Origin of the sequence: Bradyrhizobium sp. MOS002 (assembly GCF_003020115.1) — a bacterium.
In the GTDB taxonomy this organism is placed as follows: domain Bacteria; phylum Pseudomonadota; class Alphaproteobacteria; order Rhizobiales; family Xanthobacteraceae; genus Bradyrhizobium.
In genome coordinates, this window is record NZ_PYFX01000031.1 from 1 (window position 1) to 18,008 (window position 18,008).

An 18,008-nucleotide genomic window follows, 5' to 3' on the forward strand; every position below is an offset into this window, starting at 1 on the left:
AGGGAAGTGACACCTTTGCCATCAAGGCAACGGGTAAGGGGCCGAAGGCTTCTGGCACATCGGTGATCACGGTGCACGCGACGATTAAGTAGCGGGTCGAGCAGTTGAGCGACGCCTACGAGGCCGCACCAGTCTCGCGGCTGTTGATGGCGTCCGACCTGGGGCCGTCCGCGTGCGAAGACGTTGAAGATCGGCCGAACACCCGCACTCGCAGACCGCTCTCGCGAGCAATCCGCTGAGCTTCCTTCGGCACCCCGAGGCGCTTGCTGCGCCTCCAGAGACTTCACGCGTCTAGCAACAAGAACAGTCCGAACAATTTTCTGGTCGAGGGGAGGGGGGAGGGAAAATTCGGCAAAGCTCCTGACAAAGCCGACCGCCAGATCAGTTCCTGATCTGCAATGCCAAGACATCACGGGGCCTGCTTCGTCCGGCATATGCGGCCGAAGTAATTGCGACAAGGGATCATCGAGTTTGGAGCTGACGATGACCGCAGGCCGCTGGACAATGGGATGACCCCCCAGCGGGTCGATGTCTGTTTGTGAAGGCGGAGCGGAAGTCCGCGCTTTACGCCAAACCGACGCGATTGACCCGGAGCCGACCTCCCGCAAGATCCTCGGCAAGGATCGCCCGCCAGCCGAAGTCGACTTGTACCCTGAGGCGGAAGCGCGAGCCGTGCAGAGATATAATCACGCGCTTGAACTAACGACACGAGGAGAAAAACTGGCCGTTTGGCGCAGTGGGTCTAATCACGCACCAAGGTCCGCTTCTTTCCTGGCGCGTCTCGACTGGCCGCGAGGCAAGGGCACTGCTTCATCTGTGCAAGCCGCGAAGCAATTCAGGTTAGCAACGAAGCCGACTTGTTAGCCCGCGCAGTCAATTTGAAACAGACGAGATGTATTTTCTGCGAAGTAGGACGGAGGGTAAGCGGCGTTCGAGCAAAACGCCGCAAGCTGTTCTGTAGTTTGATCAAAAAAGGTCGCCTGACGCACCGCCGGCAACCGAGTAGCTAGTGGTTTCCTCGACCACCGTGATGCGGCCCGGAGCTCTGCATGAATAAATTTGCTTACCGATTGCCTCTATTACTTGCGCCGTTGATCATCGAACTCCAGGTAGCGAGCGTCGGTGCAGAAACGTTGGATCAATCCGTACCGGCGCTCTCGACCTTAGAGCGCTCATCGCCGCTGGATTTGCGGCTTTCCGGGCCGCTATCGCGATCTGAAGAAAGCGCATTGGTGCCGTCTGATCGCTTTAAAGAGTGTGATCTCTGTCCGGTGATGATTGTCGTTCCTGCCGGCCGGTTCACGATGGGCGCAAGCGCGGATGAACCAGGCAGTACGGCGGACGAACGGCCGCAACACCAGGTGATATTTCCGAGTTTTTCGGTCGGACGTTTTCCCGTTTCTCTCGATGAGTGGAACGTCTGCGTCATGAGGAAGGGCTGCAGCTATCGGGCGTCGGATCCGATCAGCAGCAGCGAATGGAAACCCGTCACCAATATTCAATGGGCCGAAGCCAAGGAGTACGTCGACTGGCTGTCGCGTTCGACCGGAAAGCCATATCGGTTGTTGAGCGAGTCCGAGCGGGAGTACGTCGCGCGCGCCGGAACGACGACCGCCTTCTGGTGGGGCGATTCCTTCGCTCCTGATCGGATCGAAGAACGCCAAGGCGCCGGGACGAACTCTCTGCCGTCAAGGCCGTCGCTTCCTAATCCCTGGGGATTCTACGAAATCCATGGTAACGTCTACGACTGGGTGGAGGATTGCTGGCACGACAATTACCAAGGCGCACCGGCGGACGGATCGGCGTGGATAGAAGGCGATTGCAGCCGACATGTTCTGCGCGGTGGCTCGCCCAGTCGAGCGGTGCAAACACGCCGCGCTGCGGCGCGCATTTGGTTCGGCCCATCGAATCGGATGCAATACATGAGTGTTCGTGTCGCAAGAACGCTACAGTGATCGGCAAGATCGGCCATCGACCACAAGCGCGGCTGCGTCAGTGCGGCGAGATGCGAACGACAGTGCTTTGACCGAAAACATGATCGGGCGAAAAAGCGAGGTAGTGGTCGCCTCAGTGGCACGGAGGCAACCTCGACATCTGCGTCTGCTATTTCTCCGTCGCGGTCGAACGCCCATAAGCACGAACAACGTCGATAAACGCGTCCCAATGCTTTACGAAGGAGATCGTGGCTTCGATGTCATCCCACGTAAGGATTGCCTCGGCGTCTAGCTCTGTCGCTCCGCGCTCCTGCAAAGCCTCTTTTGCGGCCAGGCCGGCCAAGCGAGAGGCGACGAAATCGCGATCGAGATCGAGCAGAGATAGGTTTTCCGCGACTAATGAAACCTGAGCGCCGCTCCGATCACGGATGTCGAGCAATCCGACCGCCTCTCGTCTGACGGCCGCTGTCTCATCACACCAAATCTGTTCGGCTCGCTGCGCCAACCGGATGAGCCGAATGTAAAGGCGCGTAGGGATCCCGGACAACTCCGCCTGGATCGGTGTGATGGCGTGGATCCGGTGAGGCTGGAAATCGAGCACCTCACCCGATTGTAGGTGGGAGCGATCCTTGCTTTCGTGAGTCGGCATCGTAGTCTCCGCGACGACCGCTAATTTAACGGCAGTAAAAACGAGTCCGAAAATGCAACGATCGGCGCGCGCCAGCTTTTCTGTACTTCGATTCCTCGGCCCAGAAAACAGTTGACCGAATACCGCTCAGTTGGTGGCGAACCAGTAAAACAATCCCGCTCCGCCGACGCGCTGCAAGTTCGCCGGGGAACAAACGGGCGTCTTGTGCGAATAGTTCCAGAAATTGCGGACCCTGAGTGTTGCCGATCAGGTCATGGTGTCCGACGATCGCGCTACCCTATTGTGGCTGTGCAGGTCGACCAAGTTTGCCGCGATCTGGGTACCCTTGGCGTTGGACCAGGGACCGTTACCGATCCGGTCCTTGGCATTGATAGGGCTCGACCCCTGCGTCGAAAGATAGGCCTGCCATGTTTTGCCGCCCGCGCCTACGGCCTGGGCGAGAGTCTGGCAAATGTCGATCCGCCCCGTCGAGCCCACCGAGGTCGCCGCCCCTTCCGAGCCGACACTGGTTATGAAGAAACCCATGCTGCTTTGCTGTGCTTCCGCCGGTCCCCGCACACTCAACGACAAAAATACCGTGGAAGAGGTAGAGCCCAATTCGCTTTCTTGGTCATGCAGTTGGTCCTTGCCAGTGAGGACTCTGGTCCCCACAATCACGCGCCGCTGCAACACCGCTCCAACCGAGCATCCCGGCATTCGCTAAAACTTACTATACGATCAGATTATCCATAATCACACTTCGTCTTTCATCCTGAGCTCGAGGAGAGGTCTCTCGTCGTGGCCGTAGCACATGCCGCTGCCGCGGATGGATTCAGACTGGCTAAAAGCGACTGCGCCCCTGGACAGGGTTTCGTGCGCGGCAACGTATTCTGAGCATTCCTGCCTCTCGCCAACGGCTTAGGCCATTCAAAAAGCTCGGCGAGGTCGCCTTCTGGCCCGTCGCTGCGGTCCGAGGAGCGGCTCGTCATGTCGGCTCTCAAGGACGGACCGGAAGTTGGCAGCCGAGCGCCCGGCCGACGCTTTTGGACCCAAAGGAGACGTTGCGAACTTGGCAGAGCGCTATTAACCTGCCGGGTGCCTTGGCGAGCTGTGATTAGAGGCAGCGCAACCTAGGGCCCGATATGATTTGTCAGAATAGCTGACGCCTTTTAGTTGAGATTTCGTTTGATTGGAGCCGATCGAAGCGATCGGCTCATTACGAGCGCCATGTTCCGTGCGCGTAATGAGAATAGATCTAGTTGACCAAAAAACAATTAGGGGAAACCAGTATGTTCAGACTCTTTATGACGTCTGTCGCCGCTGTTGCCATTACCGTCAGTTTCGCCCGTGCCGATTCCGATCTGGTCAAGCGCGGCGATTATTTGGTCAACGGCATTCTAGCCTGTGGCAATTGCCACACGCCGAAGGGCCCGAACGGTGACGTCGTAGAGAAGGCGTACTCCGGTGGCGGGTCCTGGGACGAACCGCCGTTCAAGGTATCTGCCGCTAACATCACGCAAGACAAGGAGACCGGAATCGGAAACTGGAGCGACGCCGACATCAAGAAACTGATGCGCACCGGGGAAACGCCCAGGGGTGTGCACACTGCTATGATCATGCCGACCGGCTTTTACCACATCATGACTGAACACGACCTGGACGCTGTCGTCGCATACTTACGTACAATCGCACCGATCCATAACAAAGTGCCTGATCCGATTTACAAGATGCCACAAGTCGAAAACGTCCTGCCCGGCGGCGAAAAGCCATTCACAGAATCGATGATGAGCGATAGTGCGAAAAAGGGTTTCTATCTCGCCACCATTGCACATTGTATGGCGTGCCATACGCCGGCGGGACCAAGAGGTCGCGAGTTCGCCACTAAGCTGGGGGCGGGTGGCTTCGAATTCCGCGGGCCTTGGGGTGTCTCCGTTTCCCGCAACATCAGCCAGAGCAAAACCAACGGGATCGGTGGGTGGACTGACGCCGAGATTAAGCGCGCTATCGCTCAAGGGATCAGCCGCGACGGTAGTCGTCTCAAGCCACCGATGGGTTTCCACTACTACGCCACGATAACTCCGGATGATCTTGATGCCGTGGTCGCCTATCTGCGCACAGTGACGGCGCAGGACTGACGCTCGAACGGCACCCAAAGCTCAAGTTTAGCCGGTCTCGCCGTACTCGGCACTTTTGACCGCTTATGGGCCATCTGCGACCTCGGAGGCGATCCGCTTTTCGGTAAATGTTGGTGGTCAAACGGACATCGATGGCTACTTCTTCAACAGTATCGACCCAAAGCAGACTATCGTTATCGCGGCTGTCGGCATGGCTTGGGATATGCGCCGGGTGGTCGCGCTAACTCATGACCATCAGAATTTCTTCCGCACGAGCAATAATTGATGTAGGCTAAACATCCAGCCGCCAGCGGGTGGTGCCGAACGCCTGTCCATTCTGAGCGGTATATTGCCTACGGCAGGGCCTCTGGTCCTTCACTCAACGCGGCTTTAGCCGCCCGTTTTTGTTGAGCCCGAAGCACAAACCTTACGTCTTAGTTTGCGAACATTCCCCGAGAGGAGGAAGTCACCATGCATTTTTGTATGACAGGGCAATACACACCAAAATCTCTCAACAGCATTATGGAAAATCCCAAGACCAATCGGTACGAAGCGGCCAAGAACCTTATCGAAGCCGCCGGCGGAAAATTGATATCGATGTATAGCACCGCTGCCGAAGGCCCGGGCGTCTTGCTAATCTTCGATGTGCCTGACCCCAGTGCAGCACCGGCGATTTCTGGCACCGTCGTGGCATCCGGCGCCATTCATAACGTAAGCCTCATCAGGCTTTGGACACAGGACGAAATTGCCAAGGTTCGTCAAACTGCAAGCCAGCTCCGGGGAAAGTACTCGCCGCCGGGCAATTGAAGACAAACGGCCCGCGGCCTGAAGTCGACCAGTTGAATTCAACGTCGGCGGCAGTTTGGCGGTCTGCCGCCAACTGGTGCCCCAAATATTTTTTGAGGCCATCATGCCCGAGACATTTGAGATCATCATGCCTGAGACATTCGAAATCCTGCTGTGGTTTGCCGCGCTCGCGACGTGGCTGATGTTTCTCTTCGTGATCCTCAGGACGGCGCTAGAACCGCTATTCAAGCGCATGCGCCGACTGCGCGATGAATCTTTCAAGGTGAAGGTGAAGTGATGTCGGGCCTACGGTTTCCGACAGAAACTAAACCGGCCTGCTCCGGTGACGAAGATTAGCATCGCGCCTCCCATGATCGAGATATTCTTCAAGAAATGATTGTACTGACCAATTTGCTGCGCACCGGCCGGATACTCCCAGTAGCGGTGGGCGATAGCAGTTGCGACCAGCACGAAGACAAAGGTCAGCACTGCGCAGTAGCGCGTACCGACGCCCAATATCAAACCAATGGATATCAATATTTCCAATGCGATATTCGTCAGAGTGAACAGCTCAGGTGCTGGAAGGTTCAGCGACTTAGAATAGCCGACAGAGCCACTGAAGTTGGTTATTGCTCCGTACGCGCTACCAACGAATACCCACGCAACTAGAATGCGACCAACCAAGATCAGCGCATCAGCTCTCTTTTTGGCGAATTCATCAACAGCCGGCGACGGAGAATTGAATTTCATTGGTAAAAGCCTCCACCCTTGTTGTCTAACGCGGCTGAAAAACTCTTACTAGCAATCTATCACGATTAGGGGGGGCGTATAAGCGCTTCACCTTCGGCGCGCTGCAAACGATACCTACTTCATCGTCCGCCCTTTTCGTGAGTGGCTTTCCTTGGCCCAGATGTCTGCTCCTGGCCCCATAGCCGACCTGCTTTGCCCTCCGCCCGAGGACCGCTTGTGACCCTATGTATGGTCCGGCCGCGCGTTGCAAGAGTTTCGTCAACCTGGCAGATGCGGTCTTGCCTCAATGTATCCGGCCTCTGATTGGAGCGTGTTGTGCTCCGGGCCATCATGGATATCAGCGCGCATTCGAGCTAATTAGCGGACAGGCCTCGAACGGGCCATTCGGGTCACCAGTGTTCGCATGCGCCGGGAAGACCGATCCTCCATCGTTGTCTCATTCCTCTCGCAGACCTCGGCGGGTAGGGGCGCACGTATTTCGCCGGCATCAAGAGGGCGTCGTGGCCAAGCGTTTGCAGCTTGCGACTGAGGTGATGCGCGCCGACGCAGGCCTCCATGCCGATCAAGCACGGCGGCAGGTTGGCGAGCCGCGTTTCCACCTGGCCGCGCGACAACTTCTGCCGCAGCACGATGGCGCCGCGCTGATTCTGGCCAATGATGTGGAACGAGTGCTTGCCGATATCGATGCCGATGACAGCGGGCGAAGCGTCGAGTTTCTGAGACATGGCATGCTCCTTGTCTTGGGCGCCCTTTGCCAGCTTCTCGTAGCGGCAGGGCCGGAGCACGGCCGGACCATTCCATTAGCGGACGAACTTGGGAAGGTGCACGACCCTCGAACCGCCGAGCCGAGCCGAATACTGAGCGCAGCGCAACAGCGTTCGCGGTGACCTCTCAGCCGATATTTTTGACCGCTTCAGCCAGTATCTCGTAAAGCTGCTGCTTGCTGAATTGCTTGGGCTGCTGCCTCTCCGCTGCGTTCCGCGACACCTTCTTTGCGACTGGAAGGGCGCAAGCTGCCGACGACGTCGCCCTCAGCTTCGGTGTCTGCCTTATCTTGGGCCTTGCCGTGGGCGGCTTGTGACCGCGCTTCAGGCCCTGACGGGTTAGTATGCCGCAGACCGCGTTACGACTACATCCGAGCCGGCGCGCTATCTGCGCCGCGCTACGTCCTGCGGACCAGAGCCTGGTGAGGAGCTCTATGTCTTTCGCATCCCAGCCCATGGGGGATATTATAGCACCGACGGCCGAACACGCGTCAATCTAGTCTTCGTCCGGCTCGCGCACGACCGCCGGTTCGTCATCGCCGTCTTCGTCATCTTCATCCTCCTCGTCCTCTTCATCTTCACCGGGATCTCTTGGCGGCGTCGCGCTGCCCATAAGCACGAGCGGTGTCCAGCAGATCGCTGTGATGGAAGCTTCGAAGGTGTGTTGCTTCATGTGTTGCTGCTCCTCGAAAAGCATCCTCGGTGAAATCCTGACCGGCGGCACGCGCAGATCCGGGGCGCGACTGTCGCAAACGCGACGGTGACATCAGGTCGATGACATGAGCAAGGGCAGCACCGCCAGGCAACTGGCGACGCTACTTGACGCCCGAAAACCCATCAGACGCTATGTCAACTAAAAGCTCGCCGCTGGTGATTTCGGGAACCCCAAGATCGAGGTCATGCAGACTTGCCTGAACAAACGCCAGTATCTTGGCGTTTGCTACGTTGGCGCTTTCGCGGTCATCGAATATCATCACGGCGATGCCGACACCGTCGCCCGCATCCAGCACATGGTAAGATCTAAATCCCTGCGATTGCCTCAGGATCTCACCGACGCCGCTCTTGGCGCGACGCGCGGCGTCCGCCACCGAACGAACCTTCGTGTATTTGCGAATGACCATGTACATGGGTCCACCACGCGCCATACGCTCCCCCGCATCAGAGCATATCGGTCCCAGTCGGACCAGTGCCAACCTCCGGGATAGGCCACAGCGCCCGGTTGAGCGGACCGCGCAACGCGCCTTTTCCAATGAGCCATCCTCGCCCGCAAGGGCGAGGTGCTTGAGGCTCAGGTGCCTTCGAACTTGAACGAGACGTTGAGCTTGGTGCGATAGGCCTCGACTTTTCCCTTGTCGTCCAGTTGCATATCGAGCTTGACCACCTCTGCAACGCGAAGATCCCTGAGGGATTTAGCGGCTTGCTCGACCGCATTGGCAGCCGCCTTCTCCCATGAGTCGCGGTGCTGGTGCCGACCAGCTCAATGACCTTGTAGACTCTATCGGGCATGTCGTCCTCCTATTCGGGGCAGGGGTCGGAAATCTAGCATCTGGATCGCGACGCTGAAACGTGTCGGCGATATCGCGGAAAAGGGTCCGATTGGCTGTCGCTTTTCCTGAAGACTCGGTCGGCCCGTCGGGAGATGCGGTCGCATTTTTAGCCCGAACGGACGCGCACGTGGAATCTCCTTCCTGCCAGTAGGCTTCTGAATATAAGTTTGCCGGCCGATGTCGTCATTCCGCCAAAGGTTTTGACCCATGCAGCGATGGCACCTCCACAGCCGTGAGCAAAGGCGTCAACGATGCGTCGCGAGAATGCCTCGAACTCGCTCGACACCAAGTCGAGAGCACCATGAAAGGAATCGGCGACCTTTGGCGCTGCCGCACTCCTCAGAATTTCGCAGCGGTCCAGACTGATCTGCTGCGGGAAACCTTGGAGCGTGCTCTAGAGAGCAGCCGCCGGATTGCCGACGTGTCGGTGAAAGCGGTGGATGATGCCGCAACACACATGACAGAAACGATGAAGCGAGCAGCCTGATTGACAGAAGGGATAAGGCAAGCAGCCTGAGCGGGCGTCAGCGGCCGAAGAACTTCGGCCGCTGATCTGTTTTACGGTCAAGTTCACTGGGAGGCATTTCGATGGCACTGGTTGTGTTTAGATGTCCCGCTGCGAAAGTAGAAGTTCAGTGGGTAGAATGCGAAGGACTGCCACAGGCAGGCGCGCCCGCAATCTGCAGAGTTCTCCGGTGTCCGGCCTGTGCTCGATTGCACTTCGTAGACGTGCGAAGTGGCAACTTGCTCGATTGAAAGCCGATCGCGGGCCAACCCTCCATTTGATGAACCGAAACGCGGGCCGGCCATTCAGTGGCGAGATCGCCTCGTGAGATCGTCTGGACCTTAAAGATTGCCACTCGTCGATCAAGCAGCCAAAGCAAGCTCGGCGTTCTGTCCGATTGGTCACCCAGTTGCCTTGGCGCGAAATATCGCTGCCTGTCGTTACCGCGACCGGATCGGTAGGAATTTGCCGGGTCGTACTTTCTAGCTGCGGGTGCTCCAGCGCTTCAAGCACTGCGTATAGAAACGCGCTCGCGTGATATTTGCATTCGCGATGGCACGGGCGCGTGGGCAGAGAGCGTTGCCGACGGTTCCGAGATATGCAGTTACCTCGGCTCAGAGTTGCCAGCTAACTCGCGTGCGGCCAACCTAAGCTCGAGCTCTCTGAGCTGTTCGACCAACTGCTCTACGATCTCTTCGCAGTCAGATGGCGTCAGCGAACGCACGCCGCGGAGTGCCAGTTGGTTTTGGAGGATCGTCGCCATCATGGCTTTAACGCTCATGGGGCCACCGTCAAAAATTGATCATCAAGAAGATCAATCTGAAGTAGACGCCTAATATCGATGATGCGCAACGTCCGTGGGACTATGGACAGTACGTGACCGCAACGCACAAATAGCTGATGGTGTCCTTCTTCTTCCGCGCGCTTGGTCTGGCGCTACTTCTTCACCAGTATCCCATCGTTCGCGCCATTCGCCTCACTGACCCTGCGTAACGGCCCAGCTCGGCTGCAATCTTCGATACGCCAGCTCCTGGCCGGGCCAGCCTGACCAATCGTCGGACTTCCTGCTCAGTCCATTCCTTTGGCTTCAATGCTCTTGTTCGGCGTCGTTACTGCATTCCAAGCTGATCAGTTTTGCTGCGACACGTCCGTTTGCATCTGCTGGCGCTCGCCGATGATATAATAGTGCCGCCTGACTTCCGGGCGCGTGAAGAGGCCAGTTAGGGAATTGGTTACTAGTCACTGTCACGATCCAAATATAGGTCGGCATATCCAGCACGCTTTATTACTTCGACACGCCCCGTTGGCGGTCTCTTTCAAGGGGAGAGCCAAATGTTTAAGGGCTTCACGGTGGTCGTTGTGGCGCTGATCAGCACAGCGCAGGTGGATCAATACCTAACCCACGGTCGGTACACCGACGCGGCGATGGCTATGCTGCGGCAAATTGGTCATGCGTTTGGATTTTAGATAGTTCTTTGCGACGGAGACGCGTCATGGACGGCATCTCATGGTCCGATCTCGATAGGGATGAACAACGCGCAATTGCGATATTGGGAGCCAGTCTTTCCATTGAACTTTGCAGTCCCCTTGCTCTCCTGACGCTAGGTCGGCTCGGTCTGACCATAGGGTCTCATTTGACGGCGGCTGGAGACAGTTTGCGAAGAGATGCCGTTTTGAACGGTTTAGCAGGGTAAGCACAGGACTGCGCTCGAGCATGCCAAACGCGATCAAACTCATTGTAGACGGTTATGTTACCCTGCAAGACCGGAGGGCTCTCGACGATTTGCGCATGCAGCGCCGGAAACTGGCCGTAGACCTAAAGGCGCGCACAGGTTTCGATTATCAAGCAACGATCCAGCAGATCGAAGACGATATCGTCGTGATCGAGACTGGGCTCGCGCGGTTGGATGCGGCGACGAGCTAACCTCCCGAAGCCGTTCGTGTTCAAATCTGCGGTCGAAGAAGCGCAATAGCGTGGGCGATGGCAGCTTGGTTGCTGGTGAAAGTTGCACATGGAAAACACCGGCTCGCGACCTACTCGACGTCAATCATTCCCTCCTTAGTAATGCGCAGTTTTCCGGACGTAGTAATACCCTTGTGCCTGAACGGCCGCTTTGATTTCGTCGCTGACCTTGAGAACTCTTGCTCTGCTCTTGCGCCACTTGTGTGCAGAGTAAAGCAGGGATACGGCAGAGCCTGTACTCATGACGAGCAAGTCGCGCTTGCTGCTGCGATAGACATTATACATTTCGCCCCGGCGATCATGTTGAACTACGCATGAGATATATTTTTGGTCGGCTCGATGAAGAAGCTTAATATCTCGAAAGGCGGTGCGGGTTGTAAATATGCAACGCTCGCGAGTTTTTGCTCGGTACCTTCCAAACGAGGGCAAACTGAGGTACCCGCCCCGGCGGGCTGTGAATTGCGCGGAAATCACCAGCGGTGGCACGATGAACTTAGGCTTCTGGTTGTATGTTGTTCGTATGCCACGCCAACGCACCAACTCTGCTCTTGATCAGTACGAACTGGCGGGCGATGAGATCGTGACCGCTTGCGACGGTGATCTGCGCAGTGCGCTTCGAGCGCTCATGCTCCTCAACGAGCAGTTAGAGCAAGAGCTGACGCTTATGAGCGGGGTCCGTCCTCCTGACCGGCGGCTTCATTATAGTAAGATGTGCTTGCGTATTGACATGCCCATCACGCATCCGGCGTCATCCTGCTCTCTCACCTTGAGTCCCGCCGATCGCCGGTTGATTCAGAAGCACGCCCGGCATCGGCGCGTGGTTGCCGGCATAGCGGTTGACTGACCCCATGAGGCGGGAAGACGCCGGAGATCACCGAGCAGGCGTGGCTGCCAGACGACGACAAAGACACCGTCCGCCATGACAACTGAAGACGAGCGCGCCGCATTTTTCGCGCTGATGGAGCGCGCCAACCGCGTCGGTGCGTTGTTGCCGGAGCGGATCGAGCACATCGATATTGACGATCCTGTTGTGCTCGCTGAATTGCGCGTGGTGATGGCCGAGTTCAACGCGACGTGTGAGGCTCTACTGGGCTTCAAAAAGCCCAGTAGCACCGGCTGCCGATCTTTTTTTTGGGGTGCGCGTCTACCTTTCTTTTTTGGATTTCGAAGGTTGAGCATGATCACCAGCGATATCGATCCGGCCGGTTCGCCCAATTCATCTCAGCAAATGCCTTCGCCAGCTTCTCCGGGCCGCATTTGGCTTTGAACGCTTCCCATTCTGCGCTGAAGCGCTGCTTCGCTAGTTCCAATGTCGTCGCCTCGCCGAACGGCGCGCTGGGAATGGCCGGTGTGACGTTCCAAAGCCAAACGGCGGGCGCGCGCTCATGGGCAAGCCGGATTCCCCCGATCAGCTGGCCGTCTCCAAACACCATGAAATCGTCAGGGCGGATTGCGCGGAGGCGGAGCATGTCAATCCTGATACAGGTCTATGTTTGGAAACATCGTCTCCGCCGAAGCTCGCAGCATATCGAGTAGCATTCGCGCCTCTTGAAGCTGATGCTCTAGTTTGTGTTTATTGTCGCCCGGAGGGCAGTTCTCGATCAGCGCACGGGTGTGCTGCAGGCAGAGATCGAGCAGAAGGATCGCGCGGCGAGCATGGTGAGCAGTCTCGACCGCGTGTTTGGAAGGGGATTTCGGAAATGGGACAACGTTATGCACTTAGAAAACACCCACTCAATTGAAAAGAGGGGTAATGTACTGAGACCCGTTTAACGCGAGTTCAATTTTCCAATCGCTTTCGTGCGGTGTTCTGAGACCGACCTTAGAAGGTCATTAATAATAAATTAGGCGCCCCAATCTAGGCTGCACGGGTTCGGCTTCGCACACCCCGGACGACCTTTCTGGCAAGCTTTGACCCCAGCGCTCTGGAGGCGTTGGGGTCTTTGCGTTTTGTGGCCTTTGGGTTTAGCGCCCGACACGGCCGCGCTTGCCGCATCAGCGGGCGACGGTGTGTGCACAATCTCGGGGCCGATCTGACGGTAAACAATACATCTACCTCGTCAGCAAATTCTGATCGGAGTTTCCGCGACAGATTTCATCGATCTCTCAGAAATGGTGCGTAGAATTAAGCGCCATGGAAAAGCGAACCGCACGCCGTCAGCGCGTATTCAAAGGCGCAATGATCGAGTTTCCCGGAGGCGCCTTCAGTTGCGTCGTCCGAAATCTGTCCGACATGGGCGCCCAAGTGGACGTGCATAGCGCATCTGGCATTCCGCACGAGTTCACACTGGTCATTCCCAGTGCACAGTTGCAGCAACCCTGCCGCGCGGTGTGGCGCTCCGACCGACGAATTGGAGTGGCGTTTTCCTGATCTTCAGTGTCGTTGTTAGCGCCGCGCGGTCTGTGCCGGGCGTAGTGGCCTGAGTAGCTGTGCGGTGAGCGCGCGGCGGCTCGCGGGAACTGCCGTTTGTTTTTTGATCCACATCAATAGTCCCGGCCATTGCGGCGCGACGTTGACCCGGCCGACGAACCGGCACCCAAGCCCAAGCCGCCGCCCAAACCGAAGCGCAAGGCGTCGCGGATGGACGAGGCACGGGCAATTATCGCGGCCTATGCCGACGTTGCGCGCTCGCTTGCCTTGGGCCCTTATCGAGCGCCCTCCAGATCGGCCAGTGAGGGCGCCAGCGACGGCATCTCAAGGCCCGAGGATACGAGCGAGGAGCTTGCGACCGAGCAGTCCCGGCCCTGTTCCTTTGCGTGGTACAAGGCGATGTCAGCGTCACGGGTGAGCGCCAACTCATCGGTGGTGGCGTCGCTCTTTTCGGCGACGCCCACGCTTATCGTTACGTACTTTCGTGGCGAGCGCGGATGGTGGATATGCAAACGAGCGACCAGCATCCGAATCGCGTCGGCCACCTTCACCGCCCTTTCTTCGTTCACGCCGGGCAGGATCACCGCGAACTCCTCGCCGCCATACCGAGCCGACAATCCTCCCGTCTTTGCGGTTGCGCTTCCGATCACCTCGGCAATGCGCTGGAGGCAACCGTCCCCGGCCTGGTGGCCCAGGGCGTCATTGAAGCCCTTGAAGTCGTCGATGTCGATCAGCAGCACCGACAGGATGGCATGTTGGGCGTAGGCCTCCCTCAGGAAGGCATCGAAGCTGCGCCGGTTCGCGAGCCTCGTCAGACCATCAGTCGTCGCGAGCTGCGCCAGCTTCAGGTTGGCCGACGACAGCTCGTCCTCCAGGCGCTTCTGCTTCGTGATGTCGCGAAGAGTCCCGACGATCTCCAGTTCGCCGCCGAATGACTGCTCGGCCAGCTTGAAATGAGCCTCCAGCCAGGCCATGGCTCCATCTCCCCGCCGAGTGCGGAACCGGACAGAGCTTGAGGCGATCGCGTGCTTCAGCTCTAGGCTCGCGGCAACGACCTTATGGCGGTCGTCCTCATGGACCACGTCTAGACATGACCGGCCGAGGAAATCATTCTCGGTCATGCCGAGCACAGTCAGCACGGAAGGTGACACGTAGCGGAGGTATCCCTTTCGGTCCATCACGATGACGATGTCGGCAATGTTGTCCGCTAACAAGCGCAGACGCGCCTCGCGCTCGCGCAGCGACCGTTCCAAGCCGGTCCTGAAGCTGAATTGGCTCCTCAACAGCGCCGCCATCGCGACGATGACCGCGACCAGCAGGGCCGCCACAACCGCATCCGAGATGAGATCGGTCCGCCAGTTGGCCAGCACTTCGTTCTCTGATCGGGCCACCGTGACGACCGCCGCGTATTCGGGGTCCAGCTCGTATGCGATGAACTTGGTGAGACCGTCGAACGGGGAGGTGATCTTGTAGGACCCCCTTGCGCTTTCGATCAAGCGCTTCTGGAACAGCGAGGTGTCGGCGATCTTTCGACCGCTTTCCACCACCGGCCAACGAGCGAACATCGTCCCATCGGTGGAGAGGAGGCTTATGCCGCCTTGAGCGCCGACACCAAATGACGAATAGAAGTTGCTGAAGTAGTCGCAGCCGATCGCAGCGACCACAACACCTGCGAAGTCCCCGGTCGGGGTGCTGATCCGCTTCGAAAGGATGATGGAGGGTTGCCCGGTGATCCTGGAAATGATTGGGCCGCTCACGAGCATCTTGGTGCCAGGATTGTCTCGATGATGTGCGAAGTAAGCGCGATCGGAGTTGTTGTGGTCAGGTAAATGCTCCAAGGACGAGTAGCGCCAGTTGCCGTCCGCATTCAAAACGCCGATCTCGCGGATCTGAGGCAGAGAGCGAGTCGTGGCGACCAAATGGGCGTTGAACCGCACAGGCAACGGGCTCTGGTACTTCAGCAAGTCCGCCAATCCGGTCATGGCTACATCAGGCGCCTTGAGAGTATTGGTTGCGTGCCGGGCCAGCGAACGAGCCAGATTGCCTAGATCCTCCTGCGCCCGGATCAGACTCGCGTGACGGGCCACGGACGCCTTCCACGCAACGACGCCTAAGACGCTCGTCATCATGACGGCCAGGAAGGTGCCGACCACCAAGAGGGGCTTGCGGTGAATCGCCTGATGTAGTGATGCCACGACCGTGTCACCTGTTCGGGTGCATTGGATATGACGATCATCATTTTCAGCTTCAAAGCTGCTAACAAGCGTTGGCTACCTTGAGGCAAATGCAGTCTTTGGCTAACAGGCCTTTGAGAACCTGAGCGGAATCCGGCAATGACCATGGTACTTAGGTAGTGCATCATGGGCACGGCGGGCACTCCGCCGGTTTTGGATCCACCACCAGCGAACCGACCGTGAAGTTGAAAGCCTCTCATGCGTGAGTATCTATCGCTCGACCCTGCTTCAGCGGATGCTGAGCAAAGTCGACGACCTTTGCGTGAAGCGTGATCGGCAGGTGGGGCGGCAAAGGAAGGTCCGGCCTATGCCTCCGGTAAGCCGATGGAGGGGCACTCCGGCAAACCGATCATGCGATGGACAAACCTTCGGCGGTCTCCCGCGCCGTAGACTGTCGAGGAAAGCGATAACCATTGCTTCCGGGGGGCGACGCTCCCGGCTTCTTGATCTGATTGCATAGGCGATCTCGCGGCCGCCGGAGCTTTTGAAGATGAACACTTTATCGTCATCGCATTCCCTTCCTGTTCGGCTGCCGTTCTCGTTTACGTTGAAAATACAGCCTGGAATCGCGATTGCGGTTGTATGAGAGAACGCCCGGAACGCCGCTTCGGCTCCGCGGTTGGAGAGTCGCGAATAAGTAGGTAGACTGCCCCGCCGTCGGCCCCCAACACCGGCGGCGGGCTTTTTGTGAGTTGCGTGAGTGGCAAAGCGTACCAAGGCACCGGCCAAGAAGCCGCGAGCTTCGATGCCGGGCTTTATCAGCCCCCAGCTTGCGACCCTGAAGCTCAAAGCTCCTTCGGGGGCTCAGTGGATTCATGAAGTCAAATACGACGGCTACCGCATCCAGCTCCACATCGACGGCGACAGCCGGAAGGCCTTCACCAGGAACGGCCATAACTGGGTCGACAAGTTCTCGGTCATTGCAGGCGCTTTCGACATCGAAGGTCAAGCCATTGTCGATGGTGAGGTGGTCGTCATCCACGAAGAGCGCACCAACTTCTCCGAACTTCAGGCGGACCTCGGCAGAGGCGACCAGGACCGCCTCGTTTTCTTTGCCTTCGATCTCCTGTGGCTGGACGGCGTAGACCTTCGCAAACATGCGCAGCTTGCCCGTAAGGAGTTGCTGAAGCAGCTGATAGATGAGAGCCGGCTCGAAGCCCCCATCTTCTACAGCGAGCACCATGAGGGCGACGGACAGGCGTTGTTTGAGGCGGCCAGCAAGTTGAACTACGAGGGCATCGTCTCTAAGCGGGTTGATGCTCCTTACCGGTCGGACCGGGTCGAGGCTTGGCAGAAGATCAAGACAGTGCAGCGCGAGAAATTCCCCGTCGTTGGTTTCGTCAAGGACCCTTCCGGCGTCGCCGCCCTCTACCTCGGCAAGTAGGAAGGGAAAGAGCTGCGCTACATGGGCAAAGTCGGGACCGGCTGGAGCCGAACGAAGTCGGCGGAGATCCGCAAGGCTCTCGATACCGTCGTCAGCCCGAAGCAGAAGCTCACCAAGCCCGTCAAGAAACCGAAGGCGACCTGGGTCGAGCCAAAGTTCTACGCCGACATCGAATACCGGGACATCACCTCCGAAGGCCTGCTACGGGCCAGCTCATTCAAGGGGCTTAGCAAAGGAACGCGTCGTTCCTGACGGCGTTTTCTCCACCAGTGAGTGGAGTACCGGCATGCCGGATCGCGTAACCCGAGCGGTAAAAGAAGCCCAGGCCATCCTGGCTCGCTATGTCGAGCCTGGGCCGAGGGACGCCGAAAACACGATCAATGACCTGCTGGCCGTTCTCGATGATGAGCGGCTCGTACAGGCGATGGAGGAGGAAGATGAGCGCCAGTCTCACCAAACGGGACCAGCGCGACCGTAGCAAGATCAACATGCATGAAGACTTCGAGGTCAAGTATTGGACCAAGGCGCTTGGTGTCTCGAAGGACGAGCTGCAGAAGGCCGTCGACAAAGTAGGCAATTCGGCCGCCGCCGTTCGCAAACAACTGGCGGTGTAACCGAGGCGCGCGGTATGCTTGCGATCTTTGGAGCAAGGCCCGCGCGCTTTTTTTCATGCCATGATCAATCCCAATTGTCCCATCTGCTTCGGCATCGGCTTTGTTTGCGAGAACCACCCAGACCGGGCCTGGAGCGAAGAGCTTGGCTGTCAATGTGGTGCCGGTGATCCGTGCGCCTGCAACAGGTCGCCGGACATCGACGCGGGAATCGAAGAGCCGGACGCCAGCCATATCATTGCGGACACAAACGGAAAAAAGGAACGCCACTAAGCGCGGTGAGGTTGTGAAGCGACCTTGTACGGTGCTTCATCATTACTGACTGCCTGCGAGCGTGCGCCTCGGCTCCTCGTCTTCGTCAGTATCACAGGCATCGCTTGGATGGATCGGCTCGACCACGGAGTTATCGTGAGCACA

20 protein-coding genes and 2 pseudogenes are annotated in these 18,008 nt (G+C 58.0%); 13 read left to right on the forward strand and 9 right to left on the reverse strand.

Annotated elements, in window-relative coordinates; genetic code table 11:
• The first annotated feature begins 1,049 nt into the window (after positions 1-1,049).
• Positions 1,050-1,955, forward strand: a complete 906-nt coding sequence (locus C7G41_RS34950; protein ID WP_106946792.1) for a formylglycine-generating enzyme family protein — start codon at positions 1,050-1,052, stop codon at positions 1,953-1,955.
• 148 nt (positions 1,956-2,103) lie between these two features.
• Here C7G41_RS34950 and C7G41_RS34955 read toward each other — a convergent pair whose 3' ends face one another.
• On the reverse strand, positions 2,104-2,583 hold the full coding sequence (locus tag C7G41_RS34955; protein ID WP_106946793.1) for a hypothetical protein: 480 nt from the start codon (positions 2,581-2,583) through the stop codon (positions 2,104-2,106).
• A gap of 246 nt (positions 2,584-2,829) precedes the next feature.
• Positions 2,830-3,108, reverse strand: coding sequence for a hypothetical protein (locus tag C7G41_RS34960; protein WP_146159864.1), 279 nt, complete (start codon positions 3,106-3,108; stop codon positions 2,830-2,832).
• A gap of 743 nt (positions 3,109-3,851) precedes the next feature.
• On the opposite strand from C7G41_RS34960, the gene C7G41_RS34965 reads away from it, so the two are divergent.
• The 3 genes from C7G41_RS34965 to C7G41_RS37530 all read left to right on the forward strand — a co-directional run bounded on the left by C7G41_RS34965 (position 3,852) and on the right by C7G41_RS37530 (position 5,760).
• Positions 3,852-4,697 carry a c-type cytochrome gene (locus C7G41_RS34965; protein ID WP_245446864.1) on the forward strand — a complete coding sequence of 282 codons (846 nt, stop codon included), beginning with the start codon at positions 3,852-3,854 and terminating at the stop codon, positions 4,695-4,697.
• 450 nt (positions 4,698-5,147) lie between these two features.
• Positions 5,148-5,483, forward strand: a complete 336-nt coding sequence (locus tag C7G41_RS34975) for a GYD domain-containing protein (protein WP_106946796.1) — start codon at positions 5,148-5,150, stop codon at positions 5,481-5,483.
• A 103-nt stretch (positions 5,484-5,586) separates the two neighbouring features.
• Positions 5,587-5,760: a hypothetical protein gene (locus C7G41_RS37530; protein ID WP_158268077.1), complete on the forward strand. Its 174-nt coding sequence runs from the start codon at positions 5,587-5,589 to the stop codon at positions 5,758-5,760.
• Between the two features lie 8 nt (positions 5,761-5,768).
• Here the strand turns inward: C7G41_RS37530 and C7G41_RS34980 are convergent, their stop codons facing one another.
• The 6 genes and pseudogenes from C7G41_RS34980 to C7G41_RS38535 all read right to left on the reverse strand — a co-directional run.
• On the reverse strand, positions 5,769-6,212 hold the full coding sequence (locus tag C7G41_RS34980; RefSeq protein ID WP_106946797.1) for a DoxX family protein: 444 nt from the start codon (positions 6,210-6,212) through the stop codon (positions 5,769-5,771).
• Positions 6,213-6,673: 461 nt separating this feature from the next.
• Positions 6,674-6,937 (reverse strand): annotated as a pseudogene (locus C7G41_RS34985) (IS110 family transposase); the annotation flags it as partial.
• A 166-nt stretch (positions 6,938-7,103) separates the two neighbouring features.
• Positions 7,104-7,433, reverse strand: a complete 330-nt coding sequence (locus tag C7G41_RS34990; protein ID WP_106946798.1) for a GcrA family cell cycle regulator — start codon at positions 7,431-7,433, stop codon at positions 7,104-7,106.
• A gap of 39 nt (positions 7,434-7,472) precedes the next feature.
• A complete protein-coding gene (locus tag C7G41_RS38065; RefSeq protein ID WP_199198775.1) occupies positions 7,473-7,649 on the reverse strand; it encodes a hypothetical protein in 177 nt (58 codons plus the stop codon).
• A 142-nt stretch (positions 7,650-7,791) separates the two neighbouring features.
• Positions 7,792-8,103 (reverse strand): hypothetical protein, encoded by a 312-nt coding sequence (locus C7G41_RS35000; protein WP_106946800.1) that lies wholly within the window; start codon positions 8,101-8,103, stop codon positions 7,792-7,794.
• A 161-nt stretch (positions 8,104-8,264) separates the two neighbouring features.
• Positions 8,265-8,372 (reverse strand): annotated as a pseudogene (locus C7G41_RS38535) (dodecin domain-containing protein); the annotation flags it as partial.
• A 383-nt stretch (positions 8,373-8,755) separates the two neighbouring features.
• On the opposite strand from C7G41_RS38535, the gene C7G41_RS35010 reads away from it, so the two are divergent.
• The 6 genes from C7G41_RS35010 (at position 8,756) to C7G41_RS35040 (ending at position 13,362) form a co-directional block, all read left to right on the forward strand.
• On the forward strand, positions 8,756-9,010 hold the full coding sequence (locus tag C7G41_RS35010) for a phasin family protein (RefSeq protein WP_106946801.1): 255 nt from the start codon (positions 8,756-8,758) through the stop codon (positions 9,008-9,010).
• Between the two features lie 1,350 nt (positions 9,011-10,360).
• On the forward strand, positions 10,361-10,495 hold the full coding sequence (locus C7G41_RS38915; protein ID WP_306768086.1) for a hypothetical protein: 135 nt from the start codon (positions 10,361-10,363) through the stop codon (positions 10,493-10,495).
• A gap of 247 nt (positions 10,496-10,742) precedes the next feature.
• Positions 10,743-10,952 (forward strand): hypothetical protein, encoded by a 210-nt coding sequence (locus tag C7G41_RS35015; RefSeq protein ID WP_106946802.1) that lies wholly within the window; start codon positions 10,743-10,745, stop codon positions 10,950-10,952.
• A 526-nt stretch (positions 10,953-11,478) separates the two neighbouring features.
• A complete protein-coding gene (locus tag C7G41_RS38545) occupies positions 11,479-11,835 on the forward strand; it encodes a hypothetical protein (protein WP_245446874.1) in 357 nt (118 codons plus the stop codon).
• A gap of 75 nt (positions 11,836-11,910) precedes the next feature.
• Positions 11,911-12,258: a hypothetical protein gene (locus C7G41_RS37535; protein ID WP_158268078.1), complete on the forward strand. Its 348-nt coding sequence runs from the start codon at positions 11,911-11,913 to the stop codon at positions 12,256-12,258.
• An 867-nt stretch (positions 12,259-13,125) separates the two neighbouring features.
• A complete protein-coding gene (locus C7G41_RS35040; protein ID WP_106946805.1) occupies positions 13,126-13,362 on the forward strand; it encodes a PilZ domain-containing protein in 237 nt (78 codons plus the stop codon).
• 275 nt (positions 13,363-13,637) lie between these two features.
• On the opposite strand, the gene C7G41_RS35045 is transcribed toward C7G41_RS35040, so the two are convergent.
• Complete coding sequence (locus C7G41_RS35045; protein WP_245446866.1) at positions 13,638-15,557, reverse strand: diguanylate cyclase domain-containing protein; 1,920 nt, start codon at positions 15,555-15,557, stop codon at positions 13,638-13,640.
• A gap of 739 nt (positions 15,558-16,296) precedes the next feature.
• Between C7G41_RS35045 and C7G41_RS35050 the strand changes: the two genes are divergently transcribed.
• The 3 genes from C7G41_RS35050 (at position 16,297) to C7G41_RS35055 (ending at position 17,594) form a co-directional block, all read left to right on the forward strand.
• On the forward strand, positions 16,297-16,980 hold the full coding sequence (locus C7G41_RS35050; RefSeq protein WP_245446868.1) for an RNA ligase family protein: 684 nt from the start codon (positions 16,297-16,299) through the stop codon (positions 16,978-16,980).
• Positions 16,981-16,992: 12 nt separating this feature from the next.
• Positions 16,993-17,232, forward strand: coding sequence for a hypothetical protein (locus tag C7G41_RS38550; RefSeq protein ID WP_306768087.1), 240 nt, complete (start codon positions 16,993-16,995; stop codon positions 17,230-17,232).
• Between the two features lie 185 nt (positions 17,233-17,417).
• A complete protein-coding gene (locus C7G41_RS35055) occupies positions 17,418-17,594 on the forward strand; it encodes a DUF3606 domain-containing protein (RefSeq protein WP_106946806.1) in 177 nt (58 codons plus the stop codon).
• Positions 17,595-18,008 lie beyond the last annotated feature (414 nt).